The organism is Methylobacterium sp. PvR107 (genome assembly GCF_017833295.1).
GTDB lineage: Bacteria > Pseudomonadota > Alphaproteobacteria > Rhizobiales > Beijerinckiaceae > Methylobacterium.
Window position 1 is genome coordinate 2,805,093 of record NZ_JAFIBW010000001.1, and the last position, 15,170, is coordinate 2,820,262.

A 15,170-nucleotide genomic window follows, 5' to 3' on the forward strand; every position below is an offset into this window, starting at 1 on the left:
CGTCTGGCAAGGCAGCAGAATCGTAGATCTGCGCAAGCAAAGGGCCATCGATGCACCCATGCCGGCCCATCGGACGCATTATGGGTTCACATCTGGAGACAGGTCAGCAAGGCGACGTAACTTGGGGGGCCACCGATGTTCACTTCCTGAACGCAGGCGTTGCGGCGGTTCGTTTTGAAGCCCGGCCATTGCTGTTCAAGCTGCGCGCGCGCCAGCGTCTCGTCGTGGATGCAGCCCTGATCGGTGGCCTGGGCGCTCTGACCGATCGACGGCGCCGCACCGCAGATTGCCTTGATGTCGAAGCGCGGCACCTCCTCGGCATAGGCAGCCGTAGCGGCGGGAAGTGCCAGGAACAGCAGGCTCAATGACTTCAACATCGATTGCCCCCTTCGCTGGACTTCGATGCAATCAGCTTTCTCATTCAACGCGGGAGGATTGGACTGCCCGGCTCTTGCCCGAGCAACATCACGCTCCGCGTTAAGTAATAGGTCGCTGCGCCACGTCTGTAATCGGCAGTCGAATCGTTGTTAAATCGGGGATACAATAAACATTCGATATCGAAGCGTGTCAAGCGGACTCTTCGAAATAAAGTGTCATCAAGAGCGACACCCAAGCGGAATTGAGTAGGCGGCTGCCGATCGGGAATGTGACATGAGTCGCGCCGCGATCGATTTACACGGAATGGATAGAATTTATACGAATTCCAGATGGAAGTGAATTGCGAAACCCTTACCGAACACTCAACATCAACAAGTGCTCGAAGGGTCGATGCGTAGGGTGTCAGGTAGATCGCCGGCCTTAAGCGGCGCGCCTCTCGGTCCACATCGCTGATCCGATCCGGGCGCCGAGATGCGCCGACCCGGACGCTCCGGTTCCGCCGATCCTGCGGCCAGCATGGGAAAGGCGCCACAGACGGCACCCTTCTCCGACGTCATCCTCGCAAAGGTTCTTCTGGCCGGCGCGCGTCCTGCGCCGGGATGCACAAGGAACGACAGCGGCGCACGCGGCGTCACGATCTCCTGGCTCTGCTGAGCGCGATCGCGACGATGCCGGAACACAGTCTCATGCAAAATCGTATCGTATCCAACACATCGAATTCAACGTGATCCACAGAGCGTGTCGCAAAATTACATCAAATGGTCGGCATTCATAAAATCCGCGCCGCTCGAACGCTTGTTTACCGGCGCGTAATATGACAGCTTTGCTTTAACTCTCAGCGAGTCTCCTCGCCAAAACTTGGGAGCTGAAGACATGCAACGCCTCGGCACGCCGATCCGATGGGCTGCGGCAGCTCTCCTGGGCGTATCGGCCCTGATCACGGCCGAGGAGGCCCGAGCGGCCGAATATGCGCAGGGCGTCTACGTGCTCGGCAATCGTGGCCCGCTCGCGGGCGTCACGCCACCGCCGGGCTTCTACTTCGAGAACGAGACGTATTTCTATCAGGGTGACCTGGGGGCGAACCGTGTCTTCCAGGGCGGCGGTGTCGTGGCCGCGGGCGTCAAGAATTCCACCGTCGCGAACTTCGCGTCGCCGATCTGGGTGACGCCGGTCGAGATCCTGGGCGGCAACCTCGGCTTCTCCATCACCATCCCGTTCGGGACGCCGGACGTCAGCGCCGCCGCGGTCCTGTCCTCCCCGCGCATCGACCGCATCATCGCCGGACGCGAGCACGATGCCGTGTTCAACGTCGGCGACATCTATCTCGCGTCCTTCGTGGGCTGGCATTCCGGCAATGTGCACTGGACCGTGACGGCGCTCGGCGTCGTCCCGTCGGGCTCGTTCGAGAATGGCCAGCTGTCCAACATCGCGCTGAACCGCCCGGCCCTCGATCTCAGCGGCGCGCTCACCTACCTCGACCCGGTTCTCGGCTACGAGCTCTCGGTCGTCCCCGGCATCACGTTCAACTGGATCAATCCCGCGACACGGTACCTGACCGGCACGGAGTTCCACCTGGAGTGGTCGGCATCGAAGTACCTGAGCAAGGACCTGTCGATCGGCCTCGTCGGCTATTTCTACGACCAGCTTACGGGTGACAGCGGGTCCGGCGACAGGATCGGCCCGTTCAAGGGCCGGGTCGTGTCGCTGGGCGGCCAGATCGGCTACACCTTTCACGCCGGCGAGATCCCGATTGCCACGAGCGTGCGGGTCTATCGCGAATTCGATGTCCGGAACCGGTTCCAAGGCACCGCAACGTACCTGACCATCTCGGCTCCGCTCTGGGTCGCGCCGCCGAAGGCCGCCGCGGAGGCCAAGCCGGTTGTCGCAAAGTATTGAGGAGCGCAGGGACCGCCCTGTGAGCGGCCTGCGGCACGCGTTCCGGGCCTGACCGCATTCAAGCCCGCGACGGCAGGGTTGCCCGACACGCCCCGCCGCCGTGATGGGGCGCGTCGGGGCCCATCCTTTGTGGCCGTCATCGGTGTATCGCGGCAGCGACACACGCGATCTTGTTAGCCACCGCGGACGCGCGCGCTTGCCTGATTGCTAGGCAGTCTGCTTGGAAGCGCGGCTGTTCCGAAGGGTGCTCCCCATGTTGTCGCTGTCCAAGCGGGGCCTGTCCGGCCTCGCGCTCCTGGTCCTGGCCGCCACGCCCAGTCTGGCGGCGGCCCCCGCGCCCGACAGCGGCAGCACGGCCTGGATCCTGACAGCCTCCGCACTCGTCCTGTTCATGACGCTGCCGGGCCTCGCCCTCTTCTACGGCGGGCTGGTTCACGCACGGAACGTCCTGTCCGTCCTGATGCAGTGCTTCGCGATCTGCTGCATCGCCTCCGTGCTCTGGGCAATCTGCGGCTACAGTCTGGTGTTCGACGGTGACGGCGCGATCATCGGGACGCTTCACAAGGCGTTCCTGGCCCATCTGGAGCCGCTGCGGGCCGGGACGCTCCTCCCTGAGCCCGTGTTCGCGCTCTATCAGATGACCTTCGCGGTGATCACGCCGGCCCTCATCATCGGCGCCATCCCGGAGCGCGTGGCCTTTCCCTTCGTCGCCCTGTTCTCGGCCCTGTGGCTGCTGCTCGTCTATATCCCGGTGGCGCACTGGATCTGGGGCGGCGGCTGGCTCGCCGCGCTCGGAACCCTCGACTTTGCCGGCGGCATCGTGGTCCACACCACGGCGGGAATCTCAGCCCTGCTCCTCGCCATTCTCGTGGGCCGCCGTCGTGGCTTCCCGACGACGCTGACGCCGCCACACAGCCCAGGAATGACCATGATGGGCGCCGGCATGCTCTGGGTCGGCTGGTTCGGCTTCAACGGCGGCTCTGCCCTCGCCGCCGACGCGAGCGCCGCGAACGCGATCCTCGTCACGCATCTGTCGGCCGCTGCGGGCGCCATGGCGTGGACGGCGGCGGAATGGGTGAAGATCCGCAAGCCGACCTCGATCGGGATCGTCACCGGCTGCGTGGCGGGTCTGGCCACGATCACACCGGGCGCGGGCTACGTCTCGCCGGCCGCGGCCCTCCTGATCGGTGCCGCCGGCGGGCTCGTCTGCTTCTTCGTGACCTTGTACGTGAAGCACCGCCTCGTCATCGACGATTCCCTCGACGTCTTCGCCGTGCATGGCGTGGGCGGCATTCTCGGATCGCTCCTGCTCGCGCTCTTCCTGCTGCCGGACCTCGGCGGCATCGGCCTTGGCGAAGGCCGCACGGTTCTGGGACAGCTTGCGGTTCAGGCTCTCGCCGTCGGGGTGACCGCCCTGTGGTCGGGGCTCCTCACCTTCGGCCTGGCGCGGCTTCTCGGCGTCGTGACCCCGCTGCGCGTGGACCAGGAAGCCGAGCATGACGGACTGGACCTGGCGAGCCATGGCGAGCGCGCCTATGAGTACACAACCTGATCGGACGCCCCGCCCCCGACCGGCGACGGTGAGAACGAACGGGATCGGCACGGCAACGTTATCCGCGGCGTGACGTTCATCCGCGGCTCGCGGTGCAAGGAGGTCTGGTGCCGGCCTGGATCCAACACACTGTCTGGTGGCAGGTCTTCCCACTCGGCTTCGTCGGAGCCGAGCCCGAGGCTGCTCCCGCCGCGCCGGTCGTGCATCGCTTGCCCCAGCTGCACAATTGGCTCGACTATATCGTCGAACTCGGCGCGTCTGGGCTGGCGCTGGGGCCGATCTTCGCGGCCGCGACCCACGGCTACGATACGGTCGACCCCTTCCGGATCGATCCGCGTCTCGGGGACGATGCCGATTTCGATGCCCTGATCGAGGCCGCGCACGCGCGCGGCCTGCGCATCCTCCTCGACGGGGTCTTCAACCATGTCGGCCGCAGCCACCCGGCCTTCCAGGAGGTCCTGCATCGGGGCCCGCAGGCAGACCGGGCGAACTGGTTCAAGCTGTCCTGGCCGCGGGGCACCGCGCCCGGGTCCGAGCCGGACTATGCCTGCTTCGAGGGGCATCGGCAGCTTGTCACACTCAATCACGACGCGCCGCAGGTTGCGGACTACGTCGCCGCGATCATGGACCACTGGCTCGACCGCGGCGCCGATGGCTGGCGCCTGGACGCGGCCTACGCCGTCCCGCGGCGGTTCTGGGCCCAGGTTCTGTCTGAGGTCCGCTCCGCGCATCCGGACGCCTACATCGTCGGTGAGGTGATCCACGGCGACTATACCGGCATCGTGCGCGATACCGGCATGGATGCCGTGACCCAATATGAGCTCTGGAAGGCGATCTGGAGCGGTCTCAACGACCGCAATCTGTTCGAACTCGCCCACGCGCTGGAACGCCACAACGGCTACCTGGATGCCTTCGTGCCGCTGACCTTCGTGGGCAATCACGATGTCACGCGCATCGCCAGCCGTCTCACGGATGAGCGGCACCTGCCCCATGCGCTCGCACTCCTGTTCACCTGCGGCGGCACGCCCTCGATCTACGCCGGCGACGAGCAAGCCTTCCGCGGCGTGAAGGAGGAACGGGTGGGTGGGGACGATGCGATCCGCCCACAATTCCCGCCGGCGCCGGACGGGCTCGCTCCCTACGGCTGGCCGATCTACCGGTTGCATCAGAGCCTCATCGCCCTGCGCCGACGCCATCCCTGGCTGCATCGGGCCCGGACGCGGCAGGTCCATTTGGCGAACGCGCAGCTCGTGCTCGCGGTGACGGAGGCGCCTCGGACGCTGTTCGTCGCGCTGAACCTCGCCGATGAGCCGGTATCGCTGCCCGTACCGGAGGCTCAGCGCATCGAGGTGGGAGACGGTCATCTCGTCGGCGACGCGGGTGGCGTGCGGGTGAATCTCGCCCCCCACGGCTGGGCGATCCTGACCGCTTGAACAGCGGCCGGATGTAGCCCCGCTCGTGCCCCGTCAACAGACCGGAGCGTCGATCACGTCCGGATGACGCGGCGGGTGAACGCCGAGCGCGCGGCCTACGAAACGGGTTGACCTTGCCACGATGGCAAGGTGCGGCGTTGCCGTCCAGACCGCTGAGCCGCGAGGAGGCGTCCTGTGAAAAGCCTGTTCGTGACCACTGCCGCCCTGCTGATGCTGAGCGCGGTCCCGCCTTGGCCATGAGCTGCTGCGCGGCGGCAAGGGCGCGAGAGGCGGCTGAAACGCGCCGTGCCTTTCGCTCCGCCTCCCCTCCCGGCCTTGTCGATCTGCATACTTCAACGTCCGGGGAGGGTCGGGCACGGTCGCCACAGCGGCGTCGGCTCCATCCGGCACTCGGCTGGAAGCTGACAGGCGCACCGCCACCTCCAGCGGGTGGCCGCAGAGAGCCGAGAGCGACTGCGCAGCTAGCCATACAGCAAACCTCTATCGTATACTCACTGTACGATTTTGCATGGTGAGATCAGGATCCGTCACCCCATGCCGCTCCATCCGGATGCCCGCTCACAGCCCTACGCCGATGAAAGCGGAACGGCGCCGCGCCCGAAGGTCGAAGGCCGGCCGGGCCTGCCGCGCGCCCAAGCCCGCACCGCGGACCTTCGCCTGCACAGCCTGCCCGCGCAGATCACTCGGGCGGATGCGGAGCCGTCGCAGGCGCCTGACCCGGACCAGTTTCGCGATGACCTTCTGCGGCTGCTGCCCGAACTGAGGCACTTTGCGAGATCGGTCACGCAGGCGGCAGAGCAGGCCGAAGACCTCGTCCAAGAGACGCTTCTCAGGGCTTGGCAGAGCCAAGATCGATATCGGCCGGGCGGCGACCTGAGGGCCTGGATCTTCGCGATGATGCGGAACGGCGTCTCATTCCACAGGCGCGACACGGACCGCGAACGCCCCGATCTGGGCATGGCCGCCGCAGGGCGACCGGCCGGTTCCGTTGATTGAGGGTTCACGTCCAGCCGACCCTGAAGCTCCCGAGCGGTCGCGTGCTCGACAGGTTCATCAGGAGTGCAGATCGATGTGATGCGCGTTCGTGCCCTGATCCGAAAGCCCGACCAGCTCGACGTTGCCGTGCGACCCAGCCTCAGCCGGCGTATGGCTTGGCGCGGCGGCATGCCCGCGCTGGCCATCGGATGAGAACACGAGGTTTCCGGCCGGGTCGACCTGCGCTGCCGGCGGCTGCGCCTGACTCTGCCCACCTGCATGGGACGTCTGGCTGACGGAGGACGGCTGACCACCGCTCACGGCGGGCGATGCGCCCGAACCTGGCGGATCAACCGGCTGCCCGGAGCTTATGTGCGGCCCAGGATCTGCCGCCGCAGGAGTGTTGGCGTGAGGCGCGCCCTGAGCCTCGGTGCCGGGTTGGACGTGCCCTGGATCCGCGCCGTTCGCCTCAGCCTGCGACGCGCCGGACTGATGGCCCGCATTCGCGCCGTTGGCCGCACCGTGACCCTCGGTGCCCTGTGTGGCCGATCCGGCCTCGTTGAGGTGACCGGGCGCTTCGCCGCTCTTGCCGGGCGCCCCTTCAGCCTGAGCAGAGCCTGGATCCGCGCCGCTCGCCTCGGCCTGCGACGCGCCGGACTGATGGCCCGCACTCGCGCCGTTGGCCGCACCGTGACCCTCGATGCCGTGCGTGGCCGATCCGGCCTCCTTGAGCTGACCGGGCGCTTCGCCGCTCTTGCCGGGCGCCCCTTCAGCCTGAGCAGAGCCTGGATCCGCGCCGCTCGCCTCGGCCTGCGACGCGCCGGATTGATGGCCCGCATTCGCTCCGTTGGCCGCACCGTGACCCTCGATGCCGTGCGTGGCCGATCCGGCCTCCTTGAGCTGACCGGGCGCTTCGGCGCTCTTGCCGGGTGCCTCGCCGGCCTGAGCCGAGCCTGGATCCGCGCCGTTCGCCTCGGCCTGCGACGCGCCGGATTGATGGCCCGCACTCGCGCCATTGGCCGCACCGTGGCCGTCGGCGCCGTGCGTGGCCGATCCGGCCTCCTTGAGCTGACCCGGTGCCTCGCCGCTCTTGCCGGGCGCCCCGTCGGCCTGAGCCGCGCCTGGATCCGCGCCGTTCGCCTCGGCCTGCGACGCGCCGGACTGATGGCCCGCATTCGTGCCGTTGGCACCGCCATGACCCTCGGCGCCGGTCCGGCTTTGATCCGGCTCGCTTCTGCCGGAATGAGCCCGATCTCCAACCGCGTTCGCGGCACGCAAGGCCTCTCCCTCTGAAACGGGGCCGCCCCGCGCGGCGTGCTCCTGTCCCCCGGTCCCCTCCTCCCGCAGCGCAGGCGCCAAACGAGTCAGGTCGGCCTGCGTCGTCGCAGTGACCCCGTCGATCGGCGATAACGGTGTCTCGGTCGCGGAATGCCCGATTGTCTGCGCTGCACTCTCATGCTGAGACGCGGTCTCACCATTTGTGGCGGGCGACGGGCCCGCCTGCCCCGCACCGTCGGCGCTGCCCGACGCAGCCGCACCGGCGTCCGACCGGGCCTCCGGCGACGTCGACGACCCAGCGGTTCGGGGTGTGCCCGCCTCCGCCGCTTGGGCTGAAGCCTGATAGGCGGGCTCCAGGCCTGCCCAGGCAGGACCGTGCACGAGCGTCGGATGTCCGGGACCGATGGCTCTGACATCGGTGCTGCCCGGTTGGGAGGGCGCGGCCGAAATCGGCTCGGCCGTCGTGGAACCGGCAGTCCCGCTCGCTGCCTGGCCGCTCGCGCCGGACGTGAGCGGCACACCCGCGCTGGCGGTGCGGAGCGCCTCGCCTGCGGGCACCGGGACGCTGCCCTGCTCCCACGAGGCGACAGCGTGGCCGCCCGCTGAGCCGAAGGACAGGCCCGGCTCCGTCGCCGGCTCGCCAAGGTCGGCCGCGAAGGCATCGGCCGCGAAGACCATCGCGGAGAACACGATGACGCCGAACTGCTTGCGATGGCTGTCGCGCTCATCGGCATCGCCGGAATCTCGGGCGCCCGCCGCCCGTTGCTGGAGCGTCTGGCCCAATGGACCGGCCGGAACCGGGCCGTCGCCCGCGTGCTCTTGGTCAGCCGCGAACGCGTCTTGGGGTGACAGGCTCAAAGCCGCAGCCGCGACGAGAGCGGCAAGCAGGGCGGCCGGATGGACCGAGAGCTTCGTTCCGTCGGCGCCTTGCGGGATCGGAAGGAGCTCCGGGTAGCGCTGGGCGACTTGGTTGATCAGGGTGCGGAAATCGCTGCCCCGCATCGGTCTGTCCAGGACCTCCGAGGCGATGACGTAGCTGCCGTCGATCCGGGCGAAATGCATGATCGCGTCGCCGTCCGGCCGGCAGAAGACGAACCAGGGCTCCGCCTCGTCGCTCAGACCCTGTTCGCTGCCGATCTGCAGTCCGGCCCGGATCAGCGCGGCCTCGACGCGGTAGAACTCCGCGAGCTCCTGCTGCGACCAGCCGCCCTGGCTGGTCGCTGCGGGCCGGAAGAAGGAGATGACCGCACCCATCAGGACCTCACGTCCGAAAGTGAACTGACGAACAGGCTCTAGCGTTCATGGAAGCCGTGTCCGAGAGCCTCGAAGAACGGCGCAACCAGATAGTCGAGCGCCGTACGCTCGCCGGCCGACACGACGATCTCGGCGGGCAGGCCCGCCAGGAGACGGGGCCGTACCTCCTCCGGCAGTTGATGGTCGTCGATCTCGACCATGCCGGCGAAATAAGGCTGCTTCGTCCCCTCGTCGATCAGGCGATCGCGCGAGACCATCGTCAGCGTCCCGAAGATGGCGGGCGTGCGGCGCGTCTGGAAGGCCGGGAACTTGACCTCGGCGCGCATGCCGGCATGGACAGCCTCCAGGTCGTTCGGCGCGAACTGGACGCTGATCACGAGCCGGTCGTTGGTCGGGACGATCTCCATCAGCGGCTCGCCGGAGCGGATCACCTGCCCGATCGTGTAGACCTTCAAGCCCTGGACGACACCCTGATGCGAGGCCCGGACCTCGTGCCGCCGGAGAACATCCTGGGCAACGATGAGCTTCTCGCGCAGCTCGGAACTCTTCTGACGGGTATCCAGCAGCTGTGCCGTCAGCGTTTCCTGAAGCTTCTGCTTGAGTTGCGCCGCCTGCATCCCCGCCTCGTTGATGCCGTTCTGCGCCTTGGCGGTCTCGGCCACGGACCGCCCGATCACACCCGCGAGGCGGGCGTGCTCGCGTTCCATCATCAGGACACGGGAGAGCGGGATGAGGTTCTTCTCGCGCAGGCCGCGCAGGCCATCCAGTTCCTGCTGGATCAGGGCGACCTGCTGCTCGACCGAGGCCTTCTCGACCGCGAGGCCGGCAATCTCGGTGTTCAGCTGCGTGACCCGCGCCTGGATGAGCGCAAGCTGTGCCTGAAAGGACGCGCGCCGTTCCGACAGCTGACTGGCTTGGTCGTCGATCATGCGGGCCACGGCACGGTCATCCCGTCGCGCCGCGATCTCCGGCGGCAGGACCAGATCCGGCGCCTGCTCCTGCTCGGCGCGCAATCGCGCCTCGAGGATCAACGCCGCGTCGAGCTGGCCGCGGAGCAGATCGTTGCTGGCGCGCGATTGCACGGGATCGATGCGGAGCAGGACGTCGCCGTCGTGGACGGTCTGCCCGTCCCGCACCAGCACCTCCTGCACGATGCCGCCTTCGAGATGCTGCACCACCTTGCGGCTGCCTTCCGCGACGATGATCCCGGGACTGATGACCGCCCGGTCCAGGCGCGCATGGGCGGCCCAGGTCCCGACGACGCCGAACGTCACGACGATGACGGCATAGCCGGCGACGGCGTACACACGCCAGTTGGTCGGACCGCCGCCCGCCCGCTCCTCGTCAGGCGTTCGCCGCGGGGGCGACAGGCTCGGCATCGCGGCTCGCGAGAGGGTCATCGCCTATCCCGCGCTCCGCTGTGCGTCGGAATCCCGGCGGCTCTGGGACGCCGGGGGAGCGACGGGCGGCACCAGGGTCGGGACCGGACGCGGACCGGTGATCTGTGACAGAACCTGCTCCGCGGTGCCGTCGCTCTGCAAGGTGCCCCCGCTCATCAGCAGGACGCGGTCGGCCTCGGCCAGCAGGCTCACCTTGTGGGTCACGATCACCACCGTCGTGCCCGACTGCCTCAGCTCCGCCACGGCCCGCATCAGCGCAGCCTCGCCGAGCTGATCGAGGCTCGCATTCGGCTCGTCCAACACAACCAAGCTCGGCTCGCCGTAGAGGGCGCGGGCCAGCGCGATGCGCTGACGCTGACCGCCCGACAATCCGTGGCCATCCCGCCCGATCACCGTGTTGTACCCGTCCGGAAGGGACTGGATCAGCTCGTGACAGCCCGCCCTCCGGGCCACCGCGATGACACGCGCGTCGTCTGCGGCGGCGAACCGTGCGATGTTCTGCGCCACCGTGCCGTCGAACAGCTCCACGTCCTGGGGCAGGTAGCCGACGTGCTGGCCGAGCGCCTGCTTGTCCCAGTGACGCAGGTCGGACCCGTCGATGCGCACGGTGCCGTCGAGCAGAGGCCAGACCCCGGTCAGGGCGCGCACGAGGGTCGACTTTCCGGCCGCACTCGGGCCGATGATGCCCACGAGGCTGCCGGGCTCGAGCCGGAAGCTCACCGCGCTGAGGATCGGCCGCGTCGAGCCGGGTGCCGCGACGGAGATGTTCTCGGCCTGGATCAAACCCTGCGGGCGCGGCAGCATCAGGCGGCGGCTCTCCGGCTTGGCGATGTCGATGAGATCCGTCAGCCGCCGGTAGCTTGCGCGGGCGGCCGTGAAGCCCTTCCAGTTTCCGACGACGGCCTCGATCGGCGCGAGCGTACGGCCGATGATGATCGAGGCGGCGATCATCGACCCGGCGGAGATCTCGCGGTGGATGGCCAGGTACGCGCCCGCCCCCAGGACCAGGGTCTGCAGGAGCATGCGGACGAACTTCGTCGCGGCGACGATCAGGCCGGCACGATCGCTCGCCCGCGCCTGAAGGACCAGGACGTCGTCGTGGCGCCGACGCCAGAGGCCACGCAGGGCAGCCAGCATGCCCATGGCCTGCAACACTTCCCCGTTCCGGAAAACCGCGGCGGCCTGCTGCCCCGCCTCGCGCGAGGCGTGACTGGCGGCGTCGAGCGTCCAGCGCGTCGCGATCTCGGTGAGCAGCGTCAGTCCGAGGATCGTGCCGCCACCCACGAGCGCCATCCAGCCGAACCAGGGATGGAGCACGAAGCAGGCGAGCAGAAAGATCGGGATCCAGGGCAGGTCGCAGAAGGCCAGCATCCCGCTGCCGGTCAGGAACTCGCGCAGGACATCGACGTCGCGCAGCGCCGTCTCGTGGCGCGCGCCGGGCCGGATCAGCATGCCTTGGTGGGCGGCATCGAAGATCGGATTGGCGATCTCCCGATCGAAGATCACCCCCCCACGCACCAGAAGGCGCGCGCGCAACATGTCCAAGGTCGCGTAAACGGCAAGGCCGAACGCTGCGATCAGCGTGATCCCGACGAGGGTCGTTTCACTGCGGCTCGGAATGACCCGATCATAGATCTGAAGCATATACAGCGGGCTGACGAAGAGCAGCAGATTGATGAACAATCCAAAAATCACAGCCGTTGCCAGGACCGGCCGGAGCGCGCGCAGTCCGGTGGTCAATGTCGACTGCAGTGAATGATCGCCCATACCGCCTTCTTCCTGCAATCGACCGGCGCCATCAGCGGCCTTCAAAAACATACTTCGCGACTTCATCGCGTCGAACACCACCCGAAGCCGGCATCCGCCCCCTTGAACCAAGGGTCTGATCGTAGACAGTTCCGCGCGGCCGATCAGGAACACCCTACGACAGGCTGGCCATCGGCACCCCCGTTCATGTTGGTCCCTGAGGTCGACATGATAGAGCCATTCGGAATCCTGCCAAGCATCACGTCGCGGGAGCGACCGAGTCCACCGGCCAGCGTCTGGACATCGTAGGGCCGTCGTAGCTATATGGCTTTTACTGTATAAGCACCGCGTGCAGCAGCGACCGCACGCAGGAAGGCACACCCTCGTGTATGCGCATTACCAACGCCTGGATTCGGAAGAGGTGCTGGAGCTGCGTCGGGAAGGTGGGCGGTATCTGAAGGAATTGAGGGACGCGCAAGGCCTGTCACAACGGCAGCTCGCCGCTCTCGTGGGCGCGGAATACTATACGTTCATCTCGCAGCTCGAGACCGGGCGCGGCCGGATCCCTCCGGATCGCTACCGTGCCTGGGCGGACGCGCTGAAAATCGAGCCTCGAGAGTTCGTCCGGAACGTGATGCGCTTCTACGATCCGATGACGTACGAGATCCTGTTCGGCGATCTCACCACCCGGGCCGAGGACGACGAAGCCTAGGCCATCGGCCGTCCTTCGGGTCGCGGATCCGTGGAAAAGCCGGCTCCGAGGCGGACAGCGGCCGGGCCCACGCTCAAGACGTGGTTTGATCGGCATCGTGCGCCGACTGCGATCCGAAGCGCCGCGCATCCTGCGACGCCGCGTCGGCCGACGATACGGGCGCACCGACCGCCGCCATCAGAACCCGTAAGCCGTCGATCCAGGCATCGACCTCGGCACGCGTGACGCAGCCGGAACGCTTGAAGACCTTGCCGGACTCGAGCGTCACCACAACGTCGAAGCGGCCGTCCGCCCTGTCTTCGATCCGATAGACTACATTCTGTGGCATCGTCGCTGCCCAGCAGCTCCTCTTCGAACGACAACGGGAGCGATCCGAACCCGGCCCACGGCCTCGCTCCGATCGAGCGCGATTCCCGACCGGCCACCTCGTCGGGCACGGCCTGGGTTCGGGCGCTCGGGTTCAGTCAGCGCCGAGGTCCGGGTATCCCGGAACGCGACGATCCTCGCGGCTCCTGCGCGCCTCACCGACCTTCGCCGCTCACCGAACGGAGCCACCACAAACGCACAAGGCTCCGAGAACGATCCTCTCGTTGCAGGGTTAGGTGTTCACTGTACAGTCAGGTGGCTGGGCCTATGGCAGAGGTTGGACGCTTGAAGACGCGCATTTCCGGGACGCCATCGCGGGATGGCCGATTGCGCCTCGCCGTCGCGGCGGGCGACGCGCACGGTGGACCGGGGCTCGGCAAGACGGCTGAGGCTTTGAGAGGACATGTCGTGACGGACAGGTTGATGAGCGAAAGGACGGCATCTGGCCGGCCGAAACCCCTTGCCCTCCTGGATACGGCCTCACTCCCTGCCGGGGTGCGGGATCATCTCGGCGCCCACCTGCGCGGCGCCTACGAAGCGCTGACGGGGGCGCAAACACCGCGGCGCCTGCTTGATCTCGTCGCGCAGCTCGAGACTGCTCTGGAGGGGCAAAGCCGCGAGAGAGCCTTGGTCTTTCGCGCGGAGCTGACCAAGGCGCTTCCAGGGCTGCGCGCGTTCGCCTTGTCGCTCGTGGCCGACGCCTCGCGCGCCGACGACCTGGTGCAGGAGACCGTCCTGCGGGCCTGGGCTAGCCAGGACCTGTTCGCAGCAGGCTCGAACCTGAAGGCGTGGCTGTGCACCATCCTGCGCAATCAGTTCTATACCGAGTGCCGCAAGCGGAAGCGCGAGATCGAGGATGTCGACGGCGCCGCCGCGGCGCAACTCACGGCTCCGGCCGCGCAGGAGCACGGCTCCGACCTGCAGACCGTCTGGTCCCATATCGGCAAGCTGCCCGAACTTCAGCGCGAGGCCCTGCTGCTCGTGGGCGCACAAGGCCTGACATATGAAGCGGCTGCCGAGGTGATGGGCTGTCAAACCGGCACCGTGAAGAGCCGGGTGAGCCGCGCCCGAGCCATGCTCGTGGCCGAGCTCGCGTAGGGCTTTCGACGCAGGTCGCAGCCGGGATTCCGGGGCGATCCGCGCCCGGATGCTCGGGTCATGCCTCAGGCGAGATCGAGTTCGAGGACCAGATCCGTCAGGTAGAAGGCGATGCGGCGGCTCGCCTCACGATCCGCGCACTCGACGCTGAAGCCGATTGTGAGAGGCTCGCCCGCGTAGCGGCGCAGGACAGACTCGGCCATCAGGGCGGCCTCGCGCTCCGTTGCGGCGGTGAGGACGCGTCGGCCGTCGCGGGTTTCCAGCGTCACCCGGAACCGGTTGTGATGCATCGCAGGGTGCTCCCCCAGCCAAAGCAGGCAGCCCCATCGGACCGGTGCATGGGCCCTCTAACGTCCCCGGCCGCCAAACCGATCCAGCGCCGTACAGTAAAACTCCGACGCGGTCGGTAGAAGGCCACCCGGCCGAGACTTGCCGCCGTCCTGCGCGCACTGGCGGCCGTCGACGAAGCCGTTCATCCGCGCGGCCGAGTGCCCGGGCGTGCTGGCGCGCCGCAGCGATCCACCGTGACGCAACGACCCGCGCTCTGTGGTCGGCTATCTCACCGTGACCGGGAACGGCTCCAAAGCCGCGATGCGTCCGGCACTTGACCCCAAGAACGCAGAAGGGGCGCCCGACAGGGCGCCCCCGAGAATCTCTGAACGGGGCAGCCGCTCAGTCGTCCCAGTCGTGATGGCGATGGAAGCCGCCGTCGCGACGCTCGATCACGCGCACGCCCGGGCGATCCCAGTCGCGATGCCGGAAGTCGACGCCGCGGTAGCCGTCGCGACGGCCTTCCCGCACGATGACGCGGGAGTGGCCGTAGCCCGGTCCATAGCCATAGCCGCCGCCCCACTCATGCGCCTGGGCGGTCGAGGCGGCGCCCACAAGGGCGGCACCGGCGGCGAGGGTCAAAGCGATTGTCTTCAAGCTGTGTCTCCGTTTCGATGATGGCCCCAAGAACGTCGTCGTCGTGAAAACCGTTCCCGCGAAGTACGGCCCCTGCTTTGGTGCGGCCGCTAACCTTGCTCCGGCCCGGCGCCGCCGGCTGTCTAACTGCGATCGCGCGCATCGCGCGGGACGGG

13 protein-coding genes are annotated in these 15,170 nt (G+C 67.7%); 6 read left to right on the forward strand and 7 right to left on the reverse strand.

Annotation, left to right across the window (positions count from 1 at the left end; all coding sequences use genetic code 11):
• Positions 1-86: 86 nt before the first annotated feature.
• A complete protein-coding gene (locus JOE48_RS13190) occupies positions 87-377 on the reverse strand; it encodes a hypothetical protein (RefSeq protein WP_210030354.1) in 291 nt (96 codons plus the stop codon).
• Between the two features lie 874 nt (positions 378-1,251).
• On the opposite strand from JOE48_RS13190, the gene JOE48_RS13195 reads away from it, so the two are divergent.
• The 4 genes from JOE48_RS13195 (at position 1,252) to JOE48_RS13210 (ending at position 6,255) form a co-directional block, all read left to right on the forward strand.
• A complete protein-coding gene (locus tag JOE48_RS13195) occupies positions 1,252-2,274 on the forward strand; it encodes a transporter (protein ID WP_210030356.1) in 1,023 nt (340 codons plus the stop codon).
• Between the two features lie 253 nt (positions 2,275-2,527).
• Positions 2,528-3,826, forward strand: coding sequence for an ammonium transporter (locus JOE48_RS13200; RefSeq protein WP_210030357.1), 1,299 nt, complete (start codon positions 2,528-2,530; stop codon positions 3,824-3,826).
• Positions 3,827-3,933: 107 nt separating this feature from the next.
• Complete coding sequence (locus JOE48_RS13205) at positions 3,934-5,259, forward strand: alpha-amylase family glycosyl hydrolase (protein ID WP_210030359.1); 1,326 nt, start codon at positions 3,934-3,936, stop codon at positions 5,257-5,259.
• A 534-nt stretch (positions 5,260-5,793) separates the two neighbouring features.
• The gene (locus tag JOE48_RS13210; RefSeq protein WP_210030360.1) at positions 5,794-6,255 is read left to right on the forward strand and encodes a sigma factor; all 462 of its coding nucleotides are present in this window, start codon (positions 5,794-5,796) and stop codon (positions 6,253-6,255) included.
• 57 nt (positions 6,256-6,312) lie between these two features.
• Here JOE48_RS13210 and JOE48_RS13215 read toward each other — a convergent pair whose 3' ends face one another.
• The 3 genes from JOE48_RS13215 to JOE48_RS13225 are packed head-to-tail and all read right to left on the reverse strand — an operon-like array spanning position 6,313 to position 11,933.
• Entirely contained in the window at positions 6,313-8,766 is a 2,454-nt protein-coding gene (locus JOE48_RS13215) for a hypothetical protein (RefSeq protein ID WP_210030361.1), read from the reverse strand.
• A gap of 38 nt (positions 8,767-8,804) precedes the next feature.
• Positions 8,805-10,166: an HlyD family type I secretion periplasmic adaptor subunit gene (locus JOE48_RS13220; protein ID WP_210030363.1), complete on the reverse strand. Its 1,362-nt coding sequence runs from the start codon at positions 10,164-10,166 to the stop codon at positions 8,805-8,807.
• A 3-nt stretch (positions 10,167-10,169) separates the two neighbouring features.
• Positions 10,170-11,933 (reverse strand): type I secretion system permease/ATPase, encoded by a 1,764-nt coding sequence (locus tag JOE48_RS13225; protein ID WP_210030364.1) that lies wholly within the window; start codon positions 11,931-11,933, stop codon positions 10,170-10,172.
• 364 nt (positions 11,934-12,297) lie between these two features.
• Here JOE48_RS13225 and JOE48_RS13230 point away from each other — a divergent pair, with 364 nt between their 5' ends.
• The gene (locus JOE48_RS13230) at positions 12,298-12,624 is read left to right on the forward strand and encodes a helix-turn-helix domain-containing protein (protein ID WP_210030365.1); all 327 of its coding nucleotides are present in this window, start codon (positions 12,298-12,300) and stop codon (positions 12,622-12,624) included.
• Between the two features lie 73 nt (positions 12,625-12,697).
• Here the strand turns inward: JOE48_RS13230 and JOE48_RS13235 are convergent, their stop codons facing one another.
• Positions 12,698-12,892 carry a hypothetical protein gene (locus tag JOE48_RS13235; RefSeq protein ID WP_245252815.1) on the reverse strand — a complete coding sequence of 65 codons (195 nt, stop codon included), beginning with the start codon at positions 12,890-12,892 and terminating at the stop codon, positions 12,698-12,700.
• A 521-nt stretch (positions 12,893-13,413) separates the two neighbouring features.
• On the opposite strand from JOE48_RS13235, the gene JOE48_RS13240 reads away from it, so the two are divergent.
• Complete coding sequence (locus JOE48_RS13240) at positions 13,414-14,088, forward strand: sigma-70 family RNA polymerase sigma factor (RefSeq protein ID WP_210035739.1); 675 nt, start codon at positions 13,414-13,416, stop codon at positions 14,086-14,088.
• Positions 14,089-14,153: 65 nt separating this feature from the next.
• On the opposite strand, the gene JOE48_RS13245 is transcribed toward JOE48_RS13240, so the two are convergent.
• Both JOE48_RS13245 and JOE48_RS13250 read right to left on the reverse strand, forming a co-directional pair.
• Complete coding sequence (locus JOE48_RS13245) at positions 14,154-14,378, reverse strand: hypothetical protein (RefSeq protein ID WP_210030369.1); 225 nt, start codon at positions 14,376-14,378, stop codon at positions 14,154-14,156.
• Positions 14,379-14,760: 382 nt separating this feature from the next.
• Positions 14,761-15,015, reverse strand: a complete 255-nt coding sequence (locus JOE48_RS13250; protein WP_210030370.1) for a hypothetical protein — start codon at positions 15,013-15,015, stop codon at positions 14,761-14,763.
• Positions 15,016-15,170 lie beyond the last annotated feature (155 nt).